Below are 26448 nucleotides of genomic sequence, written 5' to 3'. Positions count from 1 at the left end.
GACAATAATAGGTAAGGATTCGTTCAAGAATGGCTTTTCTGTCCTAGGAGTAACATCTTTGGGGATATTGGTATAAAATAGACGACAATTTTGAACAATAAATTAGGATCGATCGGCAATGGCTGAATACGTATATACCATGTCTCGGGTGAGCAAAACTGTTCCACCTAAGCGTCAAATTCTTAAAGACATTTCTCTTAGCTTTTTTCCTGGCGCTAAAATCGGTGTTTTGGGTCTAAATGGTTCAGGTAAATCTACCCTACTACGTATCATGGCTGGCATTGATACTGATATTGATGGTGAAGCTCGTGCACAACAAGGTCTTAAAGTCGGTTACCTACCGCAAGAGCCTGTACTAGACGAATCAAAAACAGTGCGTGAAATCGTAGAAGAAGCGGTTTCTGATGTTGCAGACGCGCTTAAGCGTATCGACGCAGTTTACGCAGCTTACGCAGAACCAGATGCAGATTTTGACGCTCTTGCTAAAGAACAAGGCGAGCTTGAAGCGCTGATCCAAGCAAAAGACGGCCACAACCTAGAGACAGCTCTAGAGCGCGCAGCTGACGCACTTCGCCTTCCTGAGTGGGATGCGAAAATCGAATTCCTATCAGGTGGTGAACGTCGTCGTGTTGCTATCTGTCGTCTACTTCTAGAGAAGCCAGACATGCTGCTTCTTGATGAACCAACCAACCACTTGGATGCAGAATCAGTAGCATGGCTTGAGCACTTCCTAGTAGATTACAGCGGTACTGTTGTGGCGATTACCCACGACCGTTACTTCCTAGACAACGCTGCAGGCTGGATTCTAGAACTTGACCGTGGTGAAGGTATCCCATGGGAAGGTAACTACACGTCTTGGCTAGAACAGAAAGACGAGCGTCTTAAGCAAGAAAAAGCGGGCGAAAGCGCACGTCAAAAGACAATCGAGAAAGAACTTGAATGGGTTCGTCAAAACCCTAAAGGCCGTCAAGCTAAGTCTAAAGCTCGTATGGCTCGTTTTGAAGAACTGACCACTGGCCAATACCAGAAGCGTAACGAAACCAACGAACTGTTCATCCCGCCAGGTGAGCGTTTAGGTGACAAAGTTCTTGAAGTGAACAACCTAACTAAATCGTTTGGTGATCGCGTTCTTATCGACGACCTATCGTTCAGCATGCCTAAGGGCGCTATCGTTGGTATCGTTGGTGCCAACGGTGCGGGTAAATCAACACTATTCAAGATGCTAAGCGGTGCAGAACAACCAGATTCAGGTTCGGTTGTACTAGGTGAAACTGTTAAGCTTGCTTCTGTTGATCAGTTCCGTGACAGCATGGACGACACTAAGACAGTATTCCAAGAGATCTCTGAAGGCGCTGATATCATTAAGATCAACAACTTCGAAATCCCTGCGCGTGCTTACTGTTCTCGTTTCAACTTTAAAGGCAACGACCAACAGAAGATCATCGGTGAGCTTTCTGGTGGTGAGCGTAACCGTGTTCACTTAGCAAAACTGCTAAAAGCGGGCGGTAACGTACTGCTACTCGATGAGCCTACCAACGACCTTGACGTTGAAACGCTACGTGCTCTTGAAGAAGCACTGCTTGAGTTCCCTGGCTGTGCAATGGTTATCTCGCACGACCGTTGGTTCCTAGACCGTATTGCGACCCATATCTTAGACTACCGTGATGAAGGTCAAGTTAACTTCTACGAAGGTAACTATACTGAGTACACTGAGTGGCTTAAGCAAACTCTAGGCGCGCAAGCGGCAGAACCGCACCGTATCAAGTACAAGCGTATCGCTAAGTAAATTAGCTTGTATTTTGAACAAAGGCCGCGATAATAGCGGCCTTTGATATATCTGGCTTACGTGTTACGCATCGATATAGAGAGATTACTTATGGTTGAAAGACGTCAATTTTCACGAGTTATTTATCAAGTCCCGACTGAGATCTCACAAGGACAAGTAAATGTTTCAGGCTCAGTGCAAGACTTATCACTCCATGGTTTACTCATTCAATGCAATGAATCAAAACAACTTAGCCATGATGTCCCTGTTCAAGTGAGCTTTAAACTCGAAAACAGTGATATCAATATTCAGTTAGCAGCAACGATAGTCTCTACCATCAATACCTCAATGCGTTTACGCATAGAGCATTTAGATATTGATAGTATCAGCCACCTTAAGCGACTTGTTGAGCTTAACGTTGGTGACGATGAACTGCTTTATAGAGAGATTGAACACCTTACCGATTTAGGTAAAGAGTGACATCTCCATTACCCTTTTCTATTAGAAGCATTTAGTTAATACAAACCATGTCTAAAAAAGTATCAATTACTATTCCCTCTAGTCAGGGGGAGCAGACGTTTTACTTCGGCCGTAAAGCCGTACTCATGTGCACCACTGCGATTTTTTCAGTACCGCTGCTGATTGGCGGAGCTGCGTACATGCACTTCGAGAGTAAACAAGAACTCGCACTGCAAGCGGGTGATGCCCAACAGTTGATTGAAACACTGATTGTTGAAAAAGAACAAACAGAATTTCTTTATGCTGAGCAGGTAGAAACCAACCATTCTCTATCGCAAATACTCACCGAGAAAGAAGGCACGATTCAGCTGCTTGGTAAGCGTGTATTTGATGTGGAATCAGTACTTGGTCTTGCAGATGAAGAGCTGCTTACCGATGATGTTTCTCTAGAAGATCGCATTGATGCGGCTGCAGTCGATTCAGCAGTAAGAGCCACGATGTTTCGCTTGATTCCAAACGACAGCCCTATGGCTTATCAACGTATCTCTTCTTCTTATGGTAGCCGCACTAACCCTATTTCAGGTAAACGCCATGTACATACTGGTATCGACCTGACGTGTAAACGTGGTGAAGATATTGTCGCGCCCGCAGATGGAGTCATTGAAACGGTACGCCCAAGTAAAAAAGGCTTCGGTAACTTTATTACTATGCGTCACTCGTTCGGCTTCATGAGTTCTTACGCGCACCTACAAAAATTCAAAGTTCGCAGCGGTCAGTTTGTTAGTAAAGGTGATGTGATTGCGAGTTGTGGTAACTCAGGTAACTCAACCGGGCCACACCTGCATTATGAAGTACGCTTCCTTGGTCGTTCATTGAACCCTCAATACTTGATGGATTGGACACCGGAAAACTTCAACTACGTGTTCGAGAAAGAGAAAAAGGTTAAGTGGGGTCCACTGGTTCAACTGATTGATAATGTAGTTCGCTTGCAGATCAACCTGACCAATGTGCCTTACATTAGCTCGACTATCGACACCGTATCGAGTGAAGAGAACAAAAAGCCTATCACGACTAACTAGTTGTTGGTAATTAGGAGATGTTGGTTTGGCCTATGGTGATCTAATTGCTTTTAGACTACTGTAGGCCAAATGCTTTCATAGCGTTCAGCACAAACAAAAAGAGCGACCATCAGGTCGCTCTTTTTTATGATTTCAAATAGTGATTAGCCACGATGAATCGAGTCATGTGCTTGTTTTAACAGGTTTTGGCTCTCTTGCAAGAACTGCTGAGAGTAGTCACCAAACCAATCACTGACTTGATTAAAGCTATCAACAAACTTGGCTTTATCTTTCCCATCCAAGATTTCTAATGCTTCGCCGAAACGACTATGGAATCGTCGAATCATCTCAATATTCTCATCCGAAGAAAGAATAATATCACCGTATAAGTTCGGGTCTTGAGCAAACAGACGGCCAACCATCGCAATCTCCAGTCGGTAGATTGGCGAACTTAGCTTCAGAAGCTGATCAATGTTTGGATTCTCTTTACTCAGGTGCAAGCCGTAAGCAAAAGAGGTGAAGTGACGAAGTGCTTGAATCAGAGTCATGCCGTGATCGTGTTCAGCAGCATCCATCTGGCACAGGCTCGCGCCCCAAATACCAAATTGATTCAGCAACCATTGGTAGCTTTCAGAGCCACGCCCATCACTGTAAACAATCACTTGTTTCGCAAGGCTTGGAACATCAGGACCAAACATTGGGTGTAATCCAACCACTGGACCTTGGTGCATGTTCATCATGGCTTGTAGAGGCTTTGATTTTATCGACGTCAAATCACAAAGAATACAATCGCTTGGTAGGTTGCCCAGCTTCGCAATCACACCTTCCGTCAGGTGAATTGGAACCGTAACAACCACAAGGCCGGCATTATCTAAGATTTCATCGGCTCTATCCCAATCTTGGCTGCCAAGGATTTTCACTTCATAGCCTGAAAGCTTGAACATACGGCCAAACAGACCACCAAGCTGACCATTACCACCAACGATAACCACTGAACGCAACTCTGGGTTAAGACACTTAAAACCAGAATCTTTTTCACTGGCATAAGACTCACGCATAGTACGACGCAAAATATCTTCGATTAACTGTGGCGGAACCCCTATTCTCTCGGCTTCTTGACGACGAGATGCCAACATCGCGGCTTCACGTTCCGGTACATAAATAGGTAAACCATGTTCACTTTTCACTTCGCCGACTTTCTCTACTAGAGCCAGTCGTTGAGCCAGTAAATCCAACATTTGTTTATCGACAGCATCGATTTGGTCGCGTAATTCGTTCAGTTCAACGGCCATTTTATTCCTTACTAATCTATAAGCCCGTACTAATCTAAAAGCCCGCATTGACGCAGGTTCGTTAGCGACAGATCTTAAAATGCCTCATTAGATGAGGCACTTAAATTTAAACTCTGACTAACCTTTCAGGCGGTTCTCTAAAAACGGGACTAATTCCGTATGTGCATGCTTCAATAGTGCCTCAGTTGATTCCCAATTGATACACGCGTCGGTAATAGAAACGCCGTATTTCATCTCATTTAGAGGAATATCTGACGGCTGATTACCTTCGTTAATGTGGCTCTCAATCATCAGGCCAATAATCGATTTATTGCCTTCACGCACTTGGTGGATAACGTCTTCAGCAACCAACGGTTGACGGCGGAAATCTTTACGAGAGTTTGCGTGGCTGCAATCAACCATCAATGCCGCTTCTAAACCAGATTTACCCAGCTCTTGCTCACATTCGTGTACAGATACTGAATCGTAGTTAGTTTGCTTACCACCACGTAAAATCACGTGACCGTTTGGGTTACCCTGAGTCGTTAGCAGTGCAACCTCACCTTCGCGGCTGATACCCATGAAACGGTGACTAGAAGAAGCAGCCTGCATCGCATTAATTGCAGTACCTAAGTTGCCGTCAGTACCATTCTTAAAGCCGATTGGCATTGAAAGGCCACTTGCCATTTCACGGTGAGTTTGAGATTCAGTCGTGCGTGCACCGATCGCAGCCCAACTGAATGTATCTGCCAAGTATTGTGGGCTGATTGGGTCTAGTGCTTCTGTCGCTAGTGGGATTTCCATCTCCGCTAACTCAACTAAAAGCTCACGACCTACATGCAGACCATGCTCAATATCGAACGTACCATCTAGATGTGGGTCATTGATCAAGCCTTTCCAACCAACCGTGGTACGAGGCTTTTCAAAGTAAACACGCATAACAATATACAGTTGGTCGCTCAGTTCTTCAGAAAGTGCTTTGAGGCGTTTTGCGTACTCTTTCGCCGCTTCTAGATCGTGAATAGAACATGGACCACACACGATTAGCATACGGTGATCTTTCTTATGAATGATATTCGCAATCGTTTCACGAGACTCTTGAATAAAACGACGAGCATTATCGCTCAAAGGTAATTTCGCTTTTAACTCCTCTGGAGTAATCAGTACCTGTTCGTCGATGATATTGACATTGCTTAATTCACTTTTTTGCATAACTCAACCTGTATATTTATTTTTACACCCAGCATTTCCATTTGGGCTAACAATCTTTAAAAACACAATAACAGCTACAAAAACGATTGCAAGTGTAAACAATAAAAAACATTAAATGTAAATTTAATTTTACACCTCATCTTTAGTTCGTTCTGAGGCACAAATAGGCCTAAACCACGCCAAGCACATACAAAAAAGGCGATATCTTTAATATCGCCTTCTTAAAACTTATAGAGTGTTTATTTATCACCCAGCGTTTAACATCCGCTTAATTTGCTCTGAGGCCTCTTTCCATCGGCTATCCGTGTGAAGCGTCGGTAAATCAAAGCTGTGCTTTTTAAGCAATGAGTTGGCTAAAGGCACCTCTTGAATCGCTAAGTGATCAAGAGCCTCAATTTGCGCATCTCGTTTATTACACATCAACACCATGTCGCAACCCGCATTCAGAGCAGCCTTCGCTCTGTCGGCTGGCCCACCCATAATTGCAGCGCCTTCCATCGTTAAGTCATCAGAAAATACCAAGCCTTTGAATCCAAGCTGCTGCTTCAATACTTTCTGCAACCAATACTCTGAGCCACTCGCAGGCTGATCATCATAGTGAGAAAAAACCACGTGCGCAGGCATCATCGCATCTAATATTCCAGCTTCAATTTGAGCCTTGAAGATCGCCATGTCAGTTTCAAAAATATCGTCTCTAGGGTCGTAAGGCGTTTCAAGGTGCGAATCAGCAATCACGCCACCGTGTCCTGGAAAGTGCTTTCCTGTTGTCGCCATTCCAACCGATTTCATGCCTTTAATAAAAGCACTACTGTGGCGAACGATGGTATCAATATCTTCACCAAATGCTCGGCTACCAATCGCTTTACAGTCGTGGCCTTTGTCTAAAACAGGCGCAAAGCTCAGGTCGATATCATGGGCAATCAACTCCGCCGCCATCAACCAACCCGCTTGTTCTGCTAATTGCTCGCCATTATTCTTGGTCGCAAATTCTTGAGCTGCCGGGATGATTGAAAAACCATCGCGGAAGCGCTGAACTCGGCCGCCTTCTTGGTCAACACCGATTAAAATAGGACGTTTTGCAACTTTGCGGATCTCTTTATTTAACGCCGATAGCTGTTTGCTATCGTGGTAGTTTCTAGCAAATAAGATGAGACCACCAACGGTTGGGTGCTCTAAAATTTCTCTGTCTTCAGCTGTTAGCTCATAGCCCGCAACATCTACCCACAACGGTCCCATACAATATCCTTTTATTGCTTAAATTCTGCTACTGCAGATTTACTTTGTTCAATTAATTGGTCGGCTTGCTCTTCCTGCTGAGTTAACGCAATGAACAACAAGTCAGTAATAAAAAGTTGGCTATCACGAGCAGTTATAGATGAACTGCGAATATGATTTTCGTCGGCTGCTGATATCAACTTAATGTCAGCGTATTTGTCTAAAGCAGAAGGTGATAGCTGACTAATCACTATCACCTTGGCTTTTTTCGATCTAGCTAGCTGAGCAACCTTCACCACTTCTCTGGTGTTTCCAGAATAAGAAATCGCAATCAACACATCATTTTCAGAAAGAGAAGCGGCATTGGCAATTTGAATATGGGCATCCTGCTCTGCATTGGCAGCATGACCAATTTTCATCAGCTTATAAGCAAGATCTTTCGCCACCAAAGATGAAGCGCCTACACCTGAGATCTGCACCTTACGTGCAAGATGCAAAATATCTGCGGCATGGTTTAGCTGCTCACCTTCGTTTAATAACACAGTGCGCTCAAGCGATTGTGTTTTGCTTGCAAGAAGTTTGTCCATCACCATATCAGGCGGGTCTTTACGCGTAATCGTGCCATGTATGCCACGTTGAGATACGGGCTGATAAGTCATATCGCTTTGGTAGAGTTTGACCTTCATTTCTGAAAACCCTTTATAACCAAGCTTCTGACTAAACTTCACTATCGTTGACTGACTCACTCCGACGGCTTTGGCCAACTCGGGCGAAGATAATTGCTTCACCTGTTGTGGGTGGTCAAGAACATATCGCGCCACCAGCGCATCGGATGGAGACAACTTGGGTAACAGCGCTTTTACTTTCGCAATGCCTTTCATTAAACGCCCTTCCCCTTCTCTCTAACCGCACCTCGTTATCATAACGAGTTTTGTATTTTCATTGGAATAATTATTCCTTCGAATTCTCCCGTATGGAATAGCTAGCACAACCTTCTGGGATCATGGTCAAAGAAAAGCATTGGTCACTATTCCACCAAGGAATAGATTTTGAAACTCATTATTCAAACTGACATTCTGAAAAAATAATTATAAGTACCCTCTACCCTATTCATGCTACGGAGCTGCTATGAATTCACTATTTACCTCACTGGACTGGGCTGTATTTGCGATATATTTCGCCATTATTGCTTTTACAGGTTGGCACTTCAGCCGAACAAAAATAACGAGCACTAAGGACTACTTTTTAGGTGGTAATTCGATGCCAATGTGGGTCGTGGCTATCTCGGTGCTCGCGACATCACAATCTGCAGCGACGTTCTTAGGCGGGCCAGAATCTAGCTACCGTGGTGACTTAACCTACTTAGCGACCAATATTGGCGGCATTATTGGTGCCATCTTCGTTGCCTTGGTACTTATCCCTCGTTTCTATCAAAACAAAGTCTCAACTGTTTATGAACTACTAAAAGTACGCTTTGGCGAGAAAACCAAACAGCGTGCAGGCGTGATGTATTTGGTCGGTCGCATATTTGCTTCTGGTGCACGCCTATACATGGCCGCTATCGCTGTCTCCATGATTCTATTTACCGACATTGCTCCAAGCAGCGTAGTTACTTCAGTGATCATTCTCGTTGCCGTTGGCCTTGCTTATACCTACATGGGTGGCATTCGTTCCGTTATCTGGAGCGACCTAATTCAACTGGTGGTTTATGTCGGTGCAGCCATTGCTGTGATCATCTATTTATTGGGACAAATTCCAGCTGATTTCAACCAAATTGCGCAGGTACTGGCTAACCCTGGTGAAGGCCAAGCTTCGAAACTGACTTTATTAGATTTTAACCTCGACTTTAGCCCTGCTGGTACCTTCAGCTTTTGGGCATGTATCACGGGATTCGTGCTGTTAAACATTGGTGCGTTTGGCCTTGATCAAGACATGACTCAGCGAGTTCTAACATGTAAAGATGCCAAGCAAGGTTCAAAAGCGATGATTAACTCAATCATCTTCTCTATTCCAGTTGTGCTTGTATTTATGTCAATTGGCCTACTCTTGTATGTCTTCTACCAAAGACCTGAACTGATGGGCGTTGAAGGCAAAGAGGTTGTTCAAAATTTTAATGGCGAGAACGTCACGATTTTCATGTACTACGTGCTGAATGAAATGCCAGCAGGTCTTAGAGGCTTGGTTACTGTTGGGGTTGTTGCTGCGGCACTTTCAACACTAAATTCCGGCTTGAACTCAATGTCATCAGTAGCTATTCAGGATATCTACAAGCCTTGGCTAGAAGCTCGTAAAGGAGTACAAGATGATTTCCATTACGTGAAAGCTGGTCGATTTGGTATGGCGGCGGCAGCTGTGGCCTTAGGTAGTATGGGTATCCTGTGTTACTACTGGCAGCAGTACACTGACATGCCACTGTTGTCGTTTGCTTTGAGTGTTATGGTCTTTGCCTACACAGGATTATTGGGTGTCTACTTCACTGCAATATTCACCGAGCGCGGTAACGAAACTTCGGTCGCTCTAGCTCTAATGGCTGGCTTCTTCACCACACTGCTGATGCAAGCTTATGTTTGGGATAGCGTAATGGGCGTGATTAACGCTGATTGGGTAGGGATTCGTTTAGCTTTCCCTTATCAACTTTGTGTTGGCACATTTGTATCGTTAATCGTATGCCTTTCAGGTAAGAAGCAAACTCAAGAAGTTAATAAACTACAAACGGTTTAGCCAATGATTACCCATACTCTAGCCGTCGATGGTGGCGGCACAAAAACCGCTATGAGGCTAAAACGAATTTCACCAACGCCGAGCGTAATTAAAGAGCGCACTTTAGCCGCAACGTCATTGACCTTATACGGTGAAACAGCCATCACTCAACTGACTCATTACATTGAAGAAATGCTGAGTGTGAATCAGATCAGTCCGAAACAGTGTTATATTGTGGTCGGTGTTGCTGGCGCAGGTAATACTCAACTAAAAGCTAAGTTACAACTGGCACTGTCCCATTTCCCAAACCGGTATGTGACGACCGATGCTGAAACGTCGGTCGTTGGTGCAAATATAGGGGAAGGCGTAAACTGCATTGCCATTGGTACAGGTTCGGTTGCGATTCAGTTAGATACCCACCACAAAACACATCAATTTGGTGGCTGGGGCTTCCCGATAGGCGATCAGGGTGGCGGTGCTTGGCTTGGGTTTCGAGCAGTTCAACAGACTCTCAGTGAATTCGATGGCAAACAGCCATCTTTCACAAGTCTACTAGTGATGAAAAAGTCAGGGTGCAATCGCAGTCAAATTTTAGATTGGATAAGCACGGCCAACGCAACTGATTATGCTCAATTTGCACGAGAACTCGTCGACATGGAACAGCGCTGTCCAACGGCAAGTCTCATATTAAAGCAAGGTATTGAAGAAATAGAGCTGCTTACTCGAGCATGTTCAGACAACAATTCACTACCGATTATGTTCTTAGGCAGCTTAGGTTCTTTCTATCGTAAAAAACTGCCACAAGAACTACAAGCTCGCAGCTTAGAGATTCAAGGTAATGCTTTAGATGGTGCAGAAATCATCGCACATCAAAAGCTCTACCCGTTTAATTAAGGAAATGACCATGAAGTCAGAGTTATATATTGGCGTGATGTCCGGCACGAGTATGGACGGCGTTGATACGGCATTAGTGTCGATAGAAGATACTCGTATCACATTGCTCGCGCATGATGAGTTCCCTATACCTGATGATCTTAAAGCACGTCTGCTTGAGGTGTGTATTGGTCAGAAAACGGATTTGATTGCTATTGGTGAGCTAGACCACCAGCTTGGCCATCTGTTTGCTGAAGCGGTTCTGCAACTTCTCGACAAGTCAGACACACCTGCATCTTCTGTGACTGCGATTGGTAATCATGGCCAAACAGTGTTTCATCAGCCAACAGGCGAATCTCCATTTACCATGCAGCTGGGTGATGCCAACATCATTGCCGCTAAAACACAGATTCAAACCGTCGCTGACTTCAGACGTAAAGACATGGCATTAGGCGGACAAGGTGCACCGTTAGTCCCCGCCTTCCACCATACAATTTTCCACCCGCAAGACAGCTCGGTTGTGGTGTTGAATATTGGTGGTATCTCGAATATTTCAGTGCTGCGCCCGAATCAGCCAACACTTGGTTATGATACAGGCCCAGGGAATATGTTGATGGACGCTTGGGTTGATAAACACACGGGCGAGAAGTTTGACCGTGATGCGCAATTCGCACTTAAAGGTCAACTCAATCAAGCCTTGCTCGAACAGCTGTTAAATGAATCTTATCTATCTCAAATGCCACCGAAAAGTACCGGCAGAGAGCTGTTCAACCTACCCTGGCTAGAGCAACAGCTTACAGAATTTAAAGATATTACGGCAGAAGATGTTCAGTGCACGCTTTGTGAATACACCGCATTGACGATAGCCAATGAAGTGAAAGCTTATCGCTTGGGTAACCAACCTGCACTGTATGTGTGTGGCGGTGGTACAAGAAACCCATTGTTGATGAAGAGATTGTCCGAACTGCTTCCAAGTTGGGGTGTTGACTCAACAACCAGTAAAGGCGTTGATGCCGATTACATGGAAGCGATGGCTTTTGCGTGGCTTGCTCAACGTCATGTTCATCAACTGCCAAGCAATTTGCCAGAAGTGACTGGCGCAAGCAGAGCGGCCTCTCTAGGCGTTCTCTATCGTGCTGACTAAACCATTTTAGAACCATCATTTTAGAATCACCATTTAAGGATCATTATGAGTAACGACGCTCTCATATCAGCGCTCTCGCACCTCGTTTCGGAGGGGAGAAACCCTGATACTATGGATATTGATCTGCTCACCTCTCTCGAAGTGGTTGAAAAGATTAACCAACAAGACAAACAAGTCCCACTGGCGATTGAAGCGGAACTGCCGCAGATCGCGAAAGCGGTAGATAAAATTGCTCATGCCTTTCAAAACGGTGGTCGACTGATTTATATGGGCGCAGGCACCAGTGGTCGATTAGGTGTGTTAGACGCATCAGAATGCCCGCCGACTTTCGGCGTCTCAGACAAGATGGTTATCGGCCTAATCGCTGGCGGACCAGAGGCGATTTTAAAAGCTAAAGAAGGCGCAGAAGACTCGCTAACTCTCGGTATTGAAAATCTGAAAGCGATTCAATTTTCAGAAAATGATGTCGTGGTGGGTATAGCTGCCAGTGGTCGCACACCTTACGTGATTGGTGCACTCAACTATGCCAATCAACTTGGCGCGGTGACCGTTGCATTGTCTTGTAACCCTGACTCTCCAATTGCTGAAATCGCTCAAATCGCAATTAGCCCGGTGGTTGGCCCAGAAGCATTGACTGGTTCAACACGCCTCAAATCAGGTACAGCACAAAAGCTGGTGCTTAATATGCTGACGACTGCCAGCATGATTCGCATTGGTAAAAGCTACCAAAATCTGATGGTCGACGTAAAAGCAACCAATGAAAAGTTGGTTGCCCGCGCTGCTCGTATCGTTATCCAAGCAACTGAGTGCGACAAAGCACTGGCAGTCTCGACACTTAAAACGACTGATTACGATGTGAAGTTGTCTATTTTGATGATTCTAACAGGGCTAGATTTAGAATTGGCCAAGGCTCAGCTTGATAAGCAAAATGGCTTCTTGAGAAAAGCAGTCGAAAATAATCAATAGTCTGCTGTTGACTGTTACTATCGCTACATACAAAAAGACCAGTGCACATGCGGTACTGGTCTTTTTTAGTTTTAATTTTTTATCGCTAGCTTGGGCTTAATAGTCGTTTGAGAACTCATCCCAGCCACGTTGCCATTCCATACGGAAACGTTGAGCGTCTTCCGTACCAGAACACACGCCTTCATACACCTGACCAGATAAACCAATCTGATAAGCATGGTTCGGATTACAATATTCAGCCACACCTAGGTGGTAACCTTCTGTGTAACTCGCTTGATCGACTGCGCCAAGCTCAGTCATCTCTGAATACGAACGTTGAGTGTGGCCTTTGATACCATCACGATAGCCAATCTCTTGCCAATTGCCTTCAGCTGCTAAATCTTGAACATTGGCGCTGCATCCTGCAAGGCTAAATGCCACGGCGAATAGTGCGATTATTTTTTTCATTTCAGTCCTTTATATTTACCTAGCCACTTCCTGACGAAGCGTTGCATTTGTGGTGATTCTCCGCTGAACACTGGCTGATGTCCACTTATGTCTGTTATCTGCCACTGATATCTATTGGTTACCGCTTAAAGCTGATAAATCACCACTTACCAGAAGCAAGACACATCTCAACATGAATAACCAACCGCTCTGCAAACGTAACAAACCACTCAATCAGTTATAACACCACTTAATTGACTATTCGACCACTCACTCTCATAGCGGAAGTTTCTTCTCATACACTCCTCTAATATACACCCTGACTTAATTAATACATTCAGGGATAACAAATTATGATGTGGTTTCTTACCTGTGTTGCAGCACTCATTGGTGGCTACTTTATTTACGGTGCCTTTATCGAGAAAATTTTCGGTATCAATGAAAAGCGTCAAACACCCGCTCACACTAAGCAAGATGGCGTGGACTACGTTCCAATGTCGACGCCAAAGGTTTACCTAGTTCAGCTGCTTAACATTGCAGGTGTCGGTCCAATCTTCGGCCCTATCATGGGTGCCCTTTATGGTCCGGCAGCGATGCTTTGGATCGTGCTAGGTTGTATCTTCGCAGGTGCGGTACACGACTATTTCTCAGGAATGTTATCTATCCGTAACGGCGGTGCTTCAGTTCCAACCATCACTGGACGTTACCTAGGCAATGGCGCAAAACACTTTATGAACATCTTTGCCATTGTTCTACTGCTTCTAGTTGGTGTCGTATTCGTATCTGCTCCTGCAGGCATGATCACTAACCTAGTGAACGACCAAACTGATTTCGCGATGTCTGCAACAACCATGGTTGTTATCATATTTGCTTACTACATCATCGCAACGATTGTCCCTGTCGATAAAATCATTGGTCGCTTCTACCCACTGTTCGGTGCACTACTTATCTTTATGTCTGTTGGCCTAATCACTGCGATTGGTCTATCTGACGAGCACCAAATCATGGGCGGCTTCGAGATGAAAGACATGTTCACTAACATGAACCCGAATGACCTACCACTTTGGCCAGCTCTATTCATCACTATCGCTTGTGGTGCAATCTCTGGCTTCCACGCAACTCAGTCTCCTTTAATGGCGCGTTGTATGGAAAACGAGAAGAACGGTCGCTTCGTATTCTACGGTGCAATGATTGGTGAAGGTATCATTGCTCTAATCTGGTGCGCACTTGCGCTATCATTCTTCGGCTCTGTTGAGTCTTTGTCTGACGCGATTGCAAACGGTGGTCCAGGTAACGTGGTATACAGCGCTTCATTTGGTCTACTGGGTGTATTCGGTGGTATCCTTGCTTTCCTTGGCGTGGTTATTCTACCAATCACTTCTGGTGACACGGCGTTCCGCTCAAGCCGTCTTATCCTTGCTGAATACTTCAACATGGAGCAGAAAACACTGCGTAACCGCCTACTGATGGCTCTACCACTGTTCGTTATCGGTGGTATCCTGACTCAAGTAGATTTCGGTATCATCTGGCGTTACTTCGGTTTTGCTAACCAATCAACAGCAGTAATGATGCTATGGACAGCTTCGGCTTACCTACTTCGTCACAATAAACTGCACTGGGTAACAACGGTTCCAGCTGTGTTCATGACTTCTGTGTGTATTACATTCATCCTGAACAACAGCCAGCTAGGCTTCGGTCTGCCAATGCAGCTTTCAACCATCATCGGCGTGGTAAGTGCATTCGGTATTGCAGCTTACGTTATCAAAATTTCAAAAGGCAAAGGCGATATCGACCTTGCTGATGAAGAAGAAAAAGAAGCAAAAGGCGTCACCAAAACCGCCTAGCTCTTTCAGGATATTGATAAAAAGAGACAAGTCTTCATAGAGAGACAAAAGAACAAGCCAAACACACTTCGCTTGCTCCCGTAATCACCCAGTGATTCTTGGAAATTAAGACTAAAGCCCGTCCACCGTGATGGGCTTTACTGTATCTCAATATTGGCATCTCAGCCTGAGAAGCAATGACCGCTCGATATAACCAACGAAAACACAAGCAAAGCTACCGTTACCACGCAATGAGCTTTACACTTAACAAGCGTCTCAATAGGTGAAAATATGGAACTCATTCTCTCTCTACTGCAACAAACCTGTGTCTACTTAGTGATTGCTTATATGCTAAGTAAAACCCCATTGATTCTGCCTTTGTTGAGCATATCTTCACGCTTAAGTCATAAAGTCAGCTGTTATGTTCTGTTTTCTCTGTTCTGTATTATGGGTACCTATTTCGGACTGCAGATTAATGACGCGATAGCCAACACTCGTGCGATGGGTGCGGTTATGGGGGGTCTGTTTGGCGGCCCTGTGGTTGGCTTTGCCGTCGGCTTTACTGGCGGTATTCACCGTTACTCATTAGGCGGTTTCACAGACTTGGCTTGTGCTATTTCGACCACAGCAGAAGGCTTGATTGGTGGCCTATTGCACGTTTACTTAGTCAGAAAGAACAAAGCCAGCCAACTGTTTAACCCGTTGGTGGTTTTCTCGGTAACCCTGTTTGCAGAGATCATTCAAATGCTGATTCTACTGGCGGTCGCAAAACCCTTCGAACAGTCCTACGCTCTGGTCTCTGATATTGCTGCGCCAATGATCATTGCTAACTCAGTCGGTGCAGCGCTGTTCATGAGCATCATCCAAGACAGGAAAACCATCTTCGAAAAATACTCGGCTACCTTCTCACGCCGCGCATTAACCATCGCAGAGCGTTCGGTAGGTATTTTGCATGGCGGGTTCAATTCCGATAACGCACAAAAAATCGTACGTATCGTTTATGAAGAGACCAATGTTGGTGCGGTAGCGATTACCGACAGAGAAAAAATTCTCGCGTTCGTCGGCATTGGTGATGAACACCATATTCCAAATACCCCAATTTCATCACAAAGCACGCTCACTTCGATGGAACAGAACGACATCATCTACCTTGATGGCAAAGAGAACCCATACCAATGCTCCTTGTCGCAGGATTGTAAATTGGGCTCAGCTCTGATTATTCCACTCCGTGCGGGTAACGAAGTGGTCGGCACCATTAAACTGTATGAGCCAAAGCTAAAACTATTCTCGACCATCAATATGTCGATGGGTGAAGGTATCGCTCAGCTATTATCGAGCCAGATCCTATTTAGCAACTATCAGCAACAACAGACGCTACTGACACAAGCGGAAATCAAGCTGCTGCACGCTCAGGTTAACCCACACTTCTTGTTCAATGCGCTTAACACCATCAGCGCAGTAACACGCCGTGACCCAGATAAAGCTCGAGAGTTGATTCAGCACCTATCTCACTTCTTTAGAAGCAACCTAAAGCAGAACATCAACACCGTGAAGCTCAAAGACGAGCTGGCACACGTCAACGCTTACCTGACCATAGAGAAAGCACGCTTTACCGATCGACTAGAAGTGGAATGGGATATCGACCCGCAGTTGTATGAATCTCAATTGCCGAGCTTTACCCTGCAACCGCTGGTAGAAAACGCCATCAAACATGGGATTTCAAACATGTTGGAAGGCGGCAAAGTGAAGATCTATAGCGAAGCTTTCGAGGGTGGATTCAAGTTAACCGTTGAAGACAACGCGGGTAATTATCAGAAGCCATCTCAAGATCACGTAGGATTAGGTATGGAAATTGTTGACAAACGACTCACTAATTTCTTTGGACAAGATTCAGCACTAAAAATAGAATCTCAGCCACAGCAATTTACTCGAATGAGCTTTATCATACCTATACTAAAATAATGGTATTTTCGGAGACAAATCGCTCCGAGTTGAAACAATTAGAAGCAGACATTTAAAAGATAAGCGTGAATCAAGCAGGGATAGAACCAAGATGAAGATTGTAGGATGTTAAAGGCATTAGTTGTCGATGATGAGCTTTTTGCTCGAGAAGAACTGATTGAGCTGCTAACCGAAACCGGAGAAGTGGAAATCATTGGCCAAGCGAGTAACGCGATCGAAGGACTGAAACAGATCAATCTACTCAAGCCTGATGTCGTGTATTTGGATATCCAAATGCCGCAGGTTACCGGGATTGAACTGTTAAGCATGCTTGACCCAGACACCATGCCTTACGTGGTATTCGTTACCGCCTACGACCAATATGCGATTCAAGCCTTTGAAGATAACGCATTTGATTACCTACTTAAGCCAGTCGAGCCTTGTCGATTAAACAAGAGCGTTTGTCGTCTAAATAAAGTCATCAAACAAAACCAGAAAGCACCAGAACAGAACATCTCAGCGATTGCTCCCTGCCACTTAGAGCAGATTCCGTGTATTGGTCACAACCGCATTGTGATCATGGCAAGCCAAACGGTCGAGTGCGCCTATTCCGATATCAGTGGTGTGCATGTTCGTAGCTCATCGCAAACCGCGACCTCACAGTTAACGCTAAAGATCTTGGAAGAAAAAACCGATTTGATCCGCTGTCATCGCCAATATTTGATCAACATAAAATCGATCCAAGAGATCAAACTGCTAGAGAATGGATTAGCGGAGATCATTACCCTTACTGGCTTTGAAGTCCCTGTTAGCCGTCGTTACTTAAAGACTTTAAAAGAGCAACTCGGTCTCCAGTAACGAGTTAGAAGTTCGACGCCTTGTTCCAAAGTACGATCAAAAAAGCCAACGTATCAACGTTGGCTTTTTACTGTTTGCAAATCGATAGTGTTTACAAATCGATAGTGTTTGCGAATCGATCTTGTCACCAATCCATAACGATTAGTCGACTTGCTTAATCTGCAGCTCTTTCGGCACTTCGAAGAACATGTTCTCTTCACGACCTTGAATCTCTTCAACCTCGGTAGCACCCAGCTCACGAATACGATCTAAGATTTGGTTTACTAACTCTTCAGGAGCAGAAGCACCGGCTGTTACACCGATTTTCTTTTTGCCTTCAACCCACTCGGTTTGAATGTCTTCAGGACAGTCAGTTAGGTAGCCTGGCGTACCTAGCTTCTCAGCCAGCTCTTTTAGGCGAGTTGAGTTAGATGAGTTCTTAGAACCAACAACAATCACTACATCAACGTCATTCGCCATCTCACGCACGGCATCTTGACGGTTTTGAGTCGCATAACAGATGTCGTCTTTACGAGGGCCTTGAATCTCAGGGAATACACGACGCAACTCTTCAATTACATCTGCCGTTTCATCAACAGACAAGGTAGTTTGGCTAACATAGTGCAGGTTACTCGGATCGTTCACCACTAGATTCTGTACGTCCTCTGGTCTTTCAACCAAGTACATACCACCAGTTTGGCTCGCGTACTGACCCATAGTGCCTTCCACTTCAGGGTGACCCGCGTGGCCAATCAGTACTACTTCCATATGTTTGCGGCTCGCACGAGCAACCTCCATATGAACTTTAGTCACCAAAGGACACGTCGCATCGAATACCGTTAACTCACGCTCTTTCGCTTCTTTACGAACCGCTTGAGAAACACCGTGAGCCGAGAAGATCACGATGTTGTCGTCTGGTACTTCACTCAGTTCTTCGACAAAAATAGCACCACGCTGTTTGAGCCCCTCAACAACAAAGCGGTTGTGTACCACTTCATGGCGAACATAGATCGGTGGCTGATACATTTCGAGTGCACGCTCTACGATGCTGATCGCACGATCGACACCGGCACAAAAGCCACGAGGGTTAGCTAACATTATTTTCATTTCATTGCTCATCATTTACCGCGGTACTAAGGTTGTTTCTATAGAGTTCGCCGTCAGCGAGGTTCGCATTCTACAGTGAAGCGTCTAGACAGTGAAGCTCTGGGTGACATCACAGCTGTAAGGCTATCTTGTTCTAGCGTGAAGACAGCTATTCTAACGTTAAGATAGTTATTCTACCGCTAAGATGTTGACGTCAAACGTAACGTCTTGACCAGCAAGTGGGTGGTTAAAATCAACCGTCACTGAATCACCTGCGATGTCAGTAATAATCCCTGGGATTTCCATACCGTCAGGACCAGAGAATGCCATGATAGTGCCCACTTCAACTTCAGAATCGCCAACAAACTTAGCACGATCCATATAGTGAATATGATCAGGGTTTGGCATACCAAACGCGTCTTCTGCTTTCAGTTCGATAGACTTTTCAGTTCCAGCTTCAAGTCCCAGTAAGCACGCTTCAAAGTTCTCACTTAGACTGCCATCGCCCATGACGAACTTTGCTGGTTTGCCCATATTTTCCGTACTATCGGCAACTGAACCATCCTTCATTTTAATCGTAAAATGTAGAGTTACTGCTGAATCATTTTTAATTGCTGCCACGTTACTTTCCTTAGATTTCTTTATTATTTGAAAACGCCATTTGCTTCGCTCTCATATTACTTGCAGCATAAAAAAAAGCGCCGTCGGAATCAACCGACAGCGCTTAGGGCTATTCTATTCTGTGAGTCATAGACTGACTTTGAGGCAAGCTATTTGCTTTCGTCTTTCTTACGGAAACCATCTAAGATGATCATCGCAGCACCGATACAGATTCCCATATCCGCTAAGTTAAATGCAGGCCAGTGGTAAGTGCCCCAGTAGAAGTCTAAGTAATCGACAACAAAGCCATGTACGACTCGGTCAAACACATTACCTACTGCGCCACCAATGATGATCGCATAAGCAATGTTATTCCACTTCTCTGCTGCTGGTAGTTTGCTCATCCAGTACGTCAGCATGCCTGTTACCGCAAAGGCGATACCCGTAAATAACCAACGCTGCCAACCACTTTGTTCACTCAAGAAGCTAAACGCTGCACCGTAGTTATGCACATACAGAAAGTTAAAGAATGGCAGCACCTCAATACGGTTTGCCCAGCCATAACCCATATTGTCCATGACAAAGAGTTTAATGCCGATATCAGCCAAGAAGACCAATAGAGCCAGCCATAACCAACGTACACCAGATTGTTTTAACGAAACTTCACTCATTTCAATTCCTAGTATTTACGAAGTTGATATTCATTGTTAGTCACCTTAAGTGGCTTTGATTACCGACTTGGTTAAACACATTTCCTATAACTAAAAATAACCCCAGTTGATACTGGGGCTATGATTTTTACAAAAAGTTCAGTCTTTCTCTGAGTCGTTATGCGAACTTACGCACTTCGCCTTCACCGTCGATGTTCGACACACAACGACCACAAACTTTCTCGTGACCTTCGATAGTGCCTACATCTGGAGTGTGGTGCCAGCAACGATCACACTTCTCAGCTTCAGTAGCTGCAACTTCAACGAATAGACCAGCAACGTCTGTCGCTTGCGCTGCATCAGACTTCTCGCTCAGTGGCTTAACAACAGCTGCAGAAGTGATAAGTACGAAACGTAGCTCATCTTCTAGCTTGTTGATTTTCGCCGCTAGTGCGTCGTCAGCGTATAGAGTAACTTCAGCTTGCAGTGCACCACCGATCGTTTTCTCTTTACGAGCATCTTCAAGAAGCTTGTTCACTGCGCCACGAACAGATTGGATTTCAGTCCAGAATTCGTTGCTTAGCTCTTCGCCTTCAGCAAGACCAAATAGACCTTCGAACCACTCACCTGTGAATACGAACGTGTCGCGCTCACCCGGCATTTCATTCCAGATTTCATCTGCAGTGAACGACATGATAGGTGCCATCCAACGAACGAGAGCTTCTACGATGTAGTAAAGCGCAGTCTGACAGCTACGTTGAGCATGGCTGCCCTGCTTCGCTGTGTACTGACGGTCTTTAATTACGTCTAGGTAGAAAGAACCCATTTCGATAGAACAGAACTGCATTAGACGTTGAGTCACACCGTGAGTATTGTACTCGCCGTATGCTTTAACAATCTCTTCTTGTGCAGCTTGAGCACGACCAACAGCCCAGCGATCAAGTGCAACCATCTCTTCAGCAGGTACTAGGTCAGTTTCAGGGTTGAAACCGTTCAAGTTCGCTAGGAAGAAACGAGCCGTGTTACGAATACGACGGTAAGCATCCGCTGAACGCTTTAGGATTTCATCAGAAACCGCAACTTCACCTGTGTAGTCTGTAGAAGCAACCCATAGACGCAGGATATCTGCACCTAGCTTGTTGGTTACATCTTTAGGTGCAACAACGTTACCGATAGATTTCGACATCTTACGGCCGTTACCATCCACCACAAAACCGTGTGTTAGTACTTGCTTGTATGGTGCTTCGTCTTTCATCGCGATAGATGAAATTAGAGAAGACTGGAACCAGCCACGGTGTTGGTCTGAACCTTCAAGGTAAAGATCAGCACTGTGAGTGCGCTCTTCGTTCGGGAAGTTGTACTCTTCGCGAGAATCAACAACAGAGAAGTGCGTAACACCTGAGTCGAACCATACGTCTAGCGTATCCATTACTTTTTCGTACTTATCAGCGTCTTCTGCGCCCATAAGTTCAGCAGCGTCTACATCCCACCAAGCTTGAATGCCTTTCTCTTCAACTAGCTTCGCAACTTTTTCAATAAGCACTGGGCTTTCTGGGTGAAGTTCTGCTGTTTCTTTATGAACAAACAGAGCAATTGGCACACCCCAAGTACGTTGACGAGAGATACACCACTCAGGGCGACCTTCAACCATACCTTCGATACGGCTTTGACCCCATTCAGGCAACCACTCAACACTCTTGATTGACTCTAGTGCTTTTGCACGTAGGCCAGCTTGATCCATAGAGATGAACCATTGTGGTGTTGCACGGAAGATGATTGGAGTTTTGTGTCTCCAACAGTGTGGGTAGCTGTGCTCGTATGCGTGGTGATGCAGAAGTGCACCTTTCTCTTTTAGAACTTCTAAAACAGAGTCGTTCGCTTTGAATACATGCTGACCAGCAAATAGCTCAGTATCTGGCAGGTAAACGCCGTTTGAACCAACTGGGTTAGCGATTTCTAGGTTGTACTTCTTACCAACCACGAAATCCTCTTGACCGTGGCCAGGCGCAGTGTGAACCACACCAGTACCTGAATCCGTTGTCACGTGGTCACCAAGAACAGCAGGAACAGTAAAATCGTAGAACGGGTGGTTGAACTGAGAAAGCTCAAGATCAGCACCTGTAGCAAAACCAAGGTTATGGAAATGCTCGATACCTGCACGGTCCATTACGTCTTTTGCTAATTCAGAAGCAACAACGATACGTTGAGCAGGCAGGTCGCCATTCGCTTCAACTTGGATAAGCACGTATTCAAGATCATCACGTAGACATACTGCGCGGTTCGCCGGCAGAGTCCATGGTGTTGTCGTCCAGATAACGATTGAAATTTCGCCTTGACCCGCATGACCTTCAGCTAGAGTAAATTTCTCTAGAAGTGCCGCTTCGTCAGCTGCAGTAAATTTCACATCGATAGATGGAGAAACTTTATCTTTATATTCAACTTCAGCTTCAGCCAGAGCAGAACCACAGTCAGTACACCAGTGAACTGGTTTGAAACCTTTAAGAAGGTGACCTTTGTCTGCGATTTTGCCTAGAGAACGAATGATGTTCGCTTCAGTGCCAAAATCCATAGTGCGGTAAGGTTTGTCCCACTCGCCCATGATACCAAGACGTTTGAAGCTCTCTTTCTGACCTTCAACTTGACCCGCAGCGTACTTACGACACTCTTCGCGGAATTCAGCAGCCGAAATCTTCTGACCAGGCTTACCTTTCTTCTTCTCAACCATTAACTCGATCGGAAGACCGTGACAGTCCCAACCAGGGATGTACGGTGCATCAAAACCAGAAAGGGTCTTAGATTTGATAATAATGTCTTTAAGAATCTTATTCAGCGCGTGGCCAATGTGAATGTCGCCGTTCGCGTATGGAGGGCCATCATGTAGTACGAAAGATTTTTTACCTTTCTTTGCCTTACGGATTTCGCCGTAAAGATCTTCTTTGTACCAACGCTTCAGCATTTCTGGCTCACGATTTGCCAGATTGCCGCGCATTGGGAACCCTGTTTCTGGTAAGTTCAGGGTATCTTTATAATCACTCATCGATTCTTAATTCCGTTATATTGGGCGAAGTTAGACATTATGTTAATCGGTGGAATCATCCGATTAATTCTTTAGCTGAAGCAGCCACACCCTTGCGGCTTCAGCATCCAATTCTATTTGATTCTTTAGTGCGTCGAACGATTCAAATTTTATCTCGTCGCGCAGTTTGTGCAAAAGTCGTACTTCTAACTGTTTACCATATAAATTGGCTTTAAAGTCAAAAAAGTGCACTTCTAATTGCTGCCTTACCCCATTAACTGTTGGTCGTTGTCCAATATTAGCAACGCCACCGACAGGAACACCATCGATATCCAAAGCTTCAACAACATACACTCCCGATACAGGAGAAACACAACGCTTTAATGGAATATTAGCGGTAGGGAAACCGATAGTTCTCCCTAGTTTTCGACCATGGGACACTCGACCACTAATACTGTAATCACGTCCTAACATGGTAGCACTTGCAGCCAAGTCATCGACCGCTAATGCATTTCGTATCTCAGTACTACTTACTCGTAATTGGTTTAAGCAATAGCTTTGGGTGCTTACCACCTCAAAACCGTACTTCTCGCCCGCCTCTTTGAGCATAGCGAAATTACCAGTGCGACCTTTACCAAAGCAAAAATCGTCACCAACCACCAAGAACTTCACACCAAGCTTATCAACCAAAAGAGCTTTAATGAATGCTTCTGCGGATAAACTTGCAAAATACTGATTAAAATTGACACACAATAAGCGACTGATATCTAGCTTACTCAGTTGCACGTATTTGTCTCGTAAGCGAGTTAAACGTGCTGGCGCTCTATCTCGGGCAAACAGCTCCATAGGCTGCGGTTCAAACGTCATAACAACAGAAGGTAGCCCTAATGCTGCAGCTTGTTTAGAAACCTGACTCAGAACCTCTTGATGTCCTAAATGAACACCATCGAAGTTACCTATGGTTAATACACAGCCATGATGCTGCGCTTTAATATTGTGTATACCTCGGATCAGTTCCATTATGATCAGCTAAAACCTGTTATTTGCATCATTTATTGTGTGAAACCGACGGATTATATACTAATCAGTATTAATCTGTCGCTGCTTTTAAATGTTTTACTCGGATACCTAAAACCAGTACCGAAACAATATAAACAAAGCCACCAAGTCCAATCAAGCCTGTTAGCATCAGCGCTCTCTGACTAAAGCTCCATTCAAGCCACTGTTGCATATTATCTAGCTGCCACAAAATAGCCGCAACCATCACACCGCCAGAGACAATTAACTTCGCGCAGAACAACAAAGTCGTCTTTGTTAGTTTGTAGACACCAGCAAGGTGTAAGCCGCGATATAGCAGTGCCATATTCACAAAGGCAGACAGCGCCGTCGCAATAGCCAAACCCACATAACCATAGAAATAAGCAAAGATCGCGTTAAACACCATATTGGTCACCATTGCGATAATGCCGTACTTAACCGGTGTTTTGGTATCTTGGCGAGAGTAATAGCCCGGGGCTAAAACTTTAATCAACATGAAGTTAAGCAAGCCTGACGCGTAGGCTACTAATGACATCGATGCCTGCTGTACATCATGTGGAGAAAACTCACCGCGCATGAATAGCACCATCAGCATAGGTTTAGCTAAAACGATAAGACCTAACATCGCAGGAATACCAAGCAGCAAAACCATGCGCACGCCCCAGTCCATGGTATGAGCAAACCCTTCCCCTTGAGCATCAACGTGCTTACGAGATAAAGCCGGAAGAATAACCGTCGCAATGGCAATACCAAACAAACCAAGTGGAAATTCCAATAATCTGTCCGAGTAATACAGCCAACTGATAGAGCCCGTCGCTAGGAAACTGGCAATGAAAGTATCAAACAACAAGTTAATTTGACTAACAGACACACCAAACAGAGCTGGGATCATTAATGTGCGGATCTTAACGACGCCCGGATCTCTCCACCCCCATTTAGGCTTAACCAATACACCCGCTTTAATCAGGAAAGGCATTTGGAACAGGAATTGAACTAAGCCTCCAAGAAAAACGCCGATGGATAAACCAATTTCAGGTTGTTCTAAATTAGGAGCAAGAAACCAAGCACAAGCAATGATCATCACGTTCAAGAACACTGGAGTAAAAGAAGAGACCGCAAACTTACCTAATGTATTAAGAATGGCCCCAGATAAAGCTACGAAGGTGATAAACCACAAATAAGGAAAGGTAATCTTGAGCATAAAGCTCGCTAGCTCAAATTTTGGCGCTGATGGGCCATCATTTAGCCAGTCGATAAACCAACCCGCACCAAACATCGCGGTGATCACGCCAGAGCCCAATACCCCGATAACGGTGACGATAGACACTAAAACTCCGAGCGTACCCGATACTTTGGCAATTAAATCTCGAGTCTTATCTTTATCACCTGCTGCGTGATATTCCGTTAATACAGGAACAAACGCTTGAGAAAACGCACCTTCTGCAAAAAGTCGACGTAAGAAATTAGGAATCTTATTAGCGAAGAAGAATACATCAGCACTCGCTCCAGCCCCCATCAAATTTGCTACTACTACATCACGTACTAGCCCCAACACACGGGAAACAAAAGTCATTGCACTGACAATCAGGCCTGACTTTAATAGTCGTTTACTCACAGAAACCTCTGACACTGGTTGATTACTTTCAAGCGAGGATAAATACTATCCTATCCTAAGAAGCATATTTATTAGCATTGGTCTAAAAATGCTGTTAGAATCCCCGCCATCTTAACCGCGATGACCTTTCCATACCAAAGTTTGTTTGGCTACGATTGGTTTTTGCACAAATCATTTGACAATTAAGCGCTAATGAGGGATAGTCCTCGCCCTTAAATTGTCACCGAACTAAGTTTTTGGGAGTTAGACCCTTGGCAAACAGTAAATCTGCTAAGAAGCGCGCTATCCAAGCTGAGAAACGTCGCCAGCACAATGCTAGCCGTCGTTCTATGATGCGCACTTACATGAAAAAGACTATCGCAGCTATTGCAGCTGGTGATAAAGAAGCTGCAACTGCTGCTCTTGTAGAAGTTACACCACTTCTTGACCGTATGGCGACTAAAGGCCTTATTCATAAGAATAAAGCTGCACGTCATAAGTCTCGTTTCGCTGCTGCAATCAAAGCTCTTTAATAGAAATTTGATTACAACGCAAAACGAAAAAAACCGGCCTAGGCCGGTTTTTTTATATCTAAATTTTGAGTAACGCTTTTATTTTACGTGCTAACAGCCATTTTACTTACCGATAGACAATTAAGCAGATAGATAAAAAACAATCAGGAAAATAAAGAGAGAAGCAAATTGGTACGTAGATAGATAGATAGATAGATAGATAGATAGATAGATAGATAGATAGATAGATAGATAGATAGAT

At 44.7% G+C, this 26448-nt stretch carries 22 protein-coding genes; 11 read left to right on the top strand and 11 right to left on the bottom strand.

Features of this window, described 5'->3' with window-relative positions; translation table 11 throughout:
• Positions 1–118: 118 nt before the first annotated feature.
• The 3 genes from ettA (at position 119) to L4C44_RS22080 (ending at position 3303) form a co-directional block, all read left to right on the top strand.
• Positions 119–1786, top strand: coding sequence for an energy-dependent translational throttle protein EttA (ettA, locus tag L4C44_RS22090; protein WP_017071393.1), 1668 nt, complete (start codon positions 119–121; stop codon positions 1784–1786).
• A 90-nt stretch (positions 1787–1876) separates the two neighbouring features.
• Complete coding sequence (locus L4C44_RS22085) at positions 1877–2245, top strand: PilZ domain-containing protein (protein ID WP_146490569.1); 369 nt, start codon at positions 1877–1879, stop codon at positions 2243–2245.
• 47 nt (positions 2246–2292) lie between these two features.
• A complete protein-coding gene (locus L4C44_RS22080; protein ID WP_428805711.1) occupies positions 2293–3303 on the top strand; it encodes a M23 family metallopeptidase in 1011 nt (336 codons plus the stop codon).
• Between the two features lie 143 nt (positions 3304–3446).
• Here L4C44_RS22080 and tyrA read toward each other — a convergent pair whose 3' ends face one another.
• From tyrA to L4C44_RS22060, 4 genes are all read right to left on the bottom strand, one after another.
• Positions 3447–4574: a bifunctional chorismate mutase/prephenate dehydrogenase gene (tyrA, locus tag L4C44_RS22075; protein WP_076673809.1), complete on the bottom strand. Its 1128-nt coding sequence runs from the start codon at positions 4572–4574 to the stop codon at positions 3447–3449.
• A gap of 117 nt (positions 4575–4691) precedes the next feature.
• Positions 4692–5765 (bottom strand): 3-deoxy-7-phosphoheptulonate synthase, encoded by a 1074-nt coding sequence (locus L4C44_RS22070; RefSeq protein ID WP_010434849.1) that lies wholly within the window; start codon positions 5763–5765, stop codon positions 4692–4694.
• A 246-nt stretch (positions 5766–6011) separates the two neighbouring features.
• Positions 6012–7001 carry a beta-N-acetylhexosaminidase gene (nagZ, locus tag L4C44_RS22065; protein ID WP_428781829.1) on the bottom strand — a complete coding sequence of 330 codons (990 nt, stop codon included), beginning with the start codon at positions 6999–7001 and terminating at the stop codon, positions 6012–6014.
• An 11-nt stretch (positions 7002–7012) separates the two neighbouring features.
• Positions 7013–7861, bottom strand: coding sequence for a MurR/RpiR family transcriptional regulator (locus tag L4C44_RS22060; RefSeq protein WP_017077734.1), 849 nt, complete (start codon positions 7859–7861; stop codon positions 7013–7015).
• 247 nt (positions 7862–8108) lie between these two features.
• Between L4C44_RS22060 and L4C44_RS22055 the strand changes: the two genes are divergently transcribed.
• From L4C44_RS22055 to murQ, 4 genes are read left to right on the top strand one after another with little or no spacing between them, the layout of a single operon-like run.
• Positions 8109–9701, top strand: a complete 1593-nt coding sequence (locus L4C44_RS22055; protein ID WP_428805710.1) for a sodium:solute symporter — start codon at positions 8109–8111, stop codon at positions 9699–9701.
• A 3-nt stretch (positions 9702–9704) separates the two neighbouring features.
• A complete protein-coding gene (locus tag L4C44_RS22050; protein ID WP_428805709.1) occupies positions 9705–10574 on the top strand; it encodes a glucosamine kinase nucleotide-binding domain-containing protein in 870 nt (289 codons plus the stop codon).
• Positions 10575–10584: 10 nt separating this feature from the next.
• Positions 10585–11697 carry an anhydro-N-acetylmuramic acid kinase gene (locus tag L4C44_RS22045; RefSeq protein WP_428805708.1) on the top strand — a complete coding sequence of 371 codons (1113 nt, stop codon included), beginning with the start codon at positions 10585–10587 and terminating at the stop codon, positions 11695–11697.
• Positions 11698–11742: 45 nt separating this feature from the next.
• Positions 11743–12663: an N-acetylmuramic acid 6-phosphate etherase gene (gene murQ, locus L4C44_RS22040; RefSeq protein WP_285955173.1), complete on the top strand. Its 921-nt coding sequence runs from the start codon at positions 11743–11745 to the stop codon at positions 12661–12663.
• A 96-nt stretch (positions 12664–12759) separates the two neighbouring features.
• On the opposite strand, the gene L4C44_RS22035 is transcribed toward murQ, so the two are convergent.
• Positions 12760–13110, bottom strand: coding sequence for a DUF2799 domain-containing protein (locus L4C44_RS22035; protein WP_146490564.1), 351 nt, complete (start codon positions 13108–13110; stop codon positions 12760–12762).
• A gap of 332 nt (positions 13111–13442) precedes the next feature.
• Between L4C44_RS22035 and L4C44_RS22030 the strand changes: the two genes are divergently transcribed.
• From L4C44_RS22030 to btsR, 3 genes are all read left to right on the top strand, one after another.
• On the top strand, positions 13443–14933 hold the full coding sequence (locus tag L4C44_RS22030; RefSeq protein WP_428805707.1) for a carbon starvation CstA family protein: 1491 nt from the start codon (positions 13443–13445) through the stop codon (positions 14931–14933).
• Positions 14934–15203: 270 nt separating this feature from the next.
• Positions 15204–16874: a sensor histidine kinase gene (locus L4C44_RS22025; protein ID WP_146490562.1), complete on the top strand. Its 1671-nt coding sequence runs from the start codon at positions 15204–15206 to the stop codon at positions 16872–16874.
• Positions 16875–16979: 105 nt separating this feature from the next.
• Positions 16980–17711, top strand: a complete 732-nt coding sequence (btsR, locus tag L4C44_RS22020) for a two-component system response regulator BtsR (protein WP_017106772.1) — start codon at positions 16980–16982, stop codon at positions 17709–17711.
• Positions 17712–17852: 141 nt separating this feature from the next.
• Here btsR and ispH read toward each other — a convergent pair whose 3' ends face one another.
• The 6 genes from ispH to murJ form a co-directional block, all read right to left on the bottom strand.
• A complete protein-coding gene (ispH, locus tag L4C44_RS22015) occupies positions 17853–18809 on the bottom strand; it encodes a 4-hydroxy-3-methylbut-2-enyl diphosphate reductase (RefSeq protein WP_146490579.1) in 957 nt (318 codons plus the stop codon).
• A gap of 156 nt (positions 18810–18965) precedes the next feature.
• Entirely contained in the window at positions 18966–19397 is a 432-nt protein-coding gene (gene fkpB, locus L4C44_RS22010) for an FKBP-type peptidyl-prolyl cis-trans isomerase (protein ID WP_102321451.1), read from the bottom strand.
• 149 nt (positions 19398–19546) lie between these two features.
• A complete protein-coding gene (gene lspA / locus L4C44_RS22005; RefSeq protein ID WP_428805706.1) occupies positions 19547–20047 on the bottom strand; it encodes a signal peptidase II in 501 nt (166 codons plus the stop codon).
• Between the two features lie 157 nt (positions 20048–20204).
• Positions 20205–23063 carry an isoleucine--tRNA ligase gene (gene ileS, locus L4C44_RS22000; protein ID WP_428805705.1) on the bottom strand — a complete coding sequence of 953 codons (2859 nt, stop codon included), beginning with the start codon at positions 23061–23063 and terminating at the stop codon, positions 20205–20207.
• Positions 23064–23126: 63 nt separating this feature from the next.
• Positions 23127–24062, bottom strand: a complete 936-nt coding sequence (gene ribF, locus L4C44_RS21995) for a bifunctional riboflavin kinase/FAD synthetase (protein WP_428805704.1) — start codon at positions 24060–24062, stop codon at positions 23127–23129.
• Between the two features lie 70 nt (positions 24063–24132).
• Positions 24133–25695: a murein biosynthesis integral membrane protein MurJ gene (gene murJ, locus L4C44_RS21990; RefSeq protein ID WP_146490560.1), complete on the bottom strand. Its 1563-nt coding sequence runs from the start codon at positions 25693–25695 to the stop codon at positions 24133–24135.
• A gap of 251 nt (positions 25696–25946) precedes the next feature.
• On the opposite strand from murJ, the gene rpsT reads away from it, so the two are divergent.
• Complete coding sequence (gene rpsT, locus L4C44_RS21985) at positions 25947–26207, top strand: 30S ribosomal protein S20 (RefSeq protein ID WP_004739529.1); 261 nt, start codon at positions 25947–25949, stop codon at positions 26205–26207.
• The last annotated feature ends 241 nt before the right edge of the window (positions 26208–26448 follow it).

The sequence above is a fragment of the Vibrio satsumensis genome, assembly GCF_050337435.1.
Taxonomy (GTDB): domain Bacteria; phylum Pseudomonadota; class Gammaproteobacteria; order Enterobacterales; family Vibrionaceae; genus Vibrio; species Vibrio satsumensis.
This window is presented reverse-complemented; position numbering and strand designations above follow the sequence as displayed.

Bases quoted from the DNA above. Each gene is read 5' to 3' on its own strand.
- ettA (WP_017071393.1), top strand. From the start codon at position 119: ATGGCTGAATACGTATATACCATGTCTCGGGTGAGCAAAACTGTTCCA.
- L4C44_RS22085 (WP_146490569.1), top strand. From the start codon at position 1,877: ATGGTTGAAAGACGTCAATTTTCACGAGTTATTTATCAAGTCCCGACT.
- L4C44_RS22080 (WP_428805711.1), top strand. From the start codon at position 2,293: ATGTCTAAAAAAGTATCAATTACTATTCCCTCTAGTCAGGGGGAGCAG.
- tyrA (WP_076673809.1), bottom strand. From the start codon at position 4,574: ATGGCCGTTGAACTGAACGAATTACGCGACCAAATCGATGCTGTCGAT.
- L4C44_RS22070 (WP_010434849.1), bottom strand. From the start codon at position 5,765: ATGCAAAAAAGTGAATTAAGCAATGTCAATATCATCGACGAACAGGTA.
- nagZ (WP_428781829.1), bottom strand. From the start codon at position 7,001: ATGGGACCGTTGTGGGTAGATGTTGCGGGCTATGAGCTAACAGCTGAA.
- L4C44_RS22060 (WP_017077734.1), bottom strand. From the start codon at position 7,861: ATGAAAGGCATTGCGAAAGTAAAAGCGCTGTTACCCAAGTTGTCTCCA.
- L4C44_RS22055 (WP_428805710.1), top strand. From the start codon at position 8,109: ATGAATTCACTATTTACCTCACTGGACTGGGCTGTATTTGCGATATAT.
- L4C44_RS22050 (WP_428805709.1), top strand. From the start codon at position 9,705: ATGATTACCCATACTCTAGCCGTCGATGGTGGCGGCACAAAAACCGCT.
- L4C44_RS22045 (WP_428805708.1), top strand. From the start codon at position 10,585: ATGAAGTCAGAGTTATATATTGGCGTGATGTCCGGCACGAGTATGGAC.
- murQ (WP_285955173.1), top strand. From the start codon at position 11,743: ATGAGTAACGACGCTCTCATATCAGCGCTCTCGCACCTCGTTTCGGAG.
- L4C44_RS22035 (WP_146490564.1), bottom strand. From the start codon at position 13,110: ATGAAAAAAATAATCGCACTATTCGCCGTGGCATTTAGCCTTGCAGGA.
- L4C44_RS22030 (WP_428805707.1), top strand. From the start codon at position 13,443: ATGATGTGGTTTCTTACCTGTGTTGCAGCACTCATTGGTGGCTACTTT.
- L4C44_RS22025 (WP_146490562.1), top strand. From the start codon at position 15,204: ATGGAACTCATTCTCTCTCTACTGCAACAAACCTGTGTCTACTTAGTG.
- btsR (WP_017106772.1), top strand. From the start codon at position 16,980: ATGTTAAAGGCATTAGTTGTCGATGATGAGCTTTTTGCTCGAGAAGAA.
- ispH (WP_146490579.1), bottom strand. From the start codon at position 18,809: ATGAGCAATGAAATGAAAATAATGTTAGCTAACCCTCGTGGCTTTTGT.
- lspA (WP_428805706.1), bottom strand. From the start codon at position 20,047: ATGAGTGAAGTTTCGTTAAAACAATCTGGTGTACGTTGGTTATGGCTG.
- ileS (WP_428805705.1), bottom strand. From the start codon at position 23,063: ATGAGTGATTATAAAGATACCCTGAACTTACCAGAAACAGGGTTCCCA.
- ribF (WP_428805704.1), bottom strand. From the start codon at position 24,062: ATGGAACTGATCCGAGGTATACACAATATTAAAGCGCAGCATCATGGC.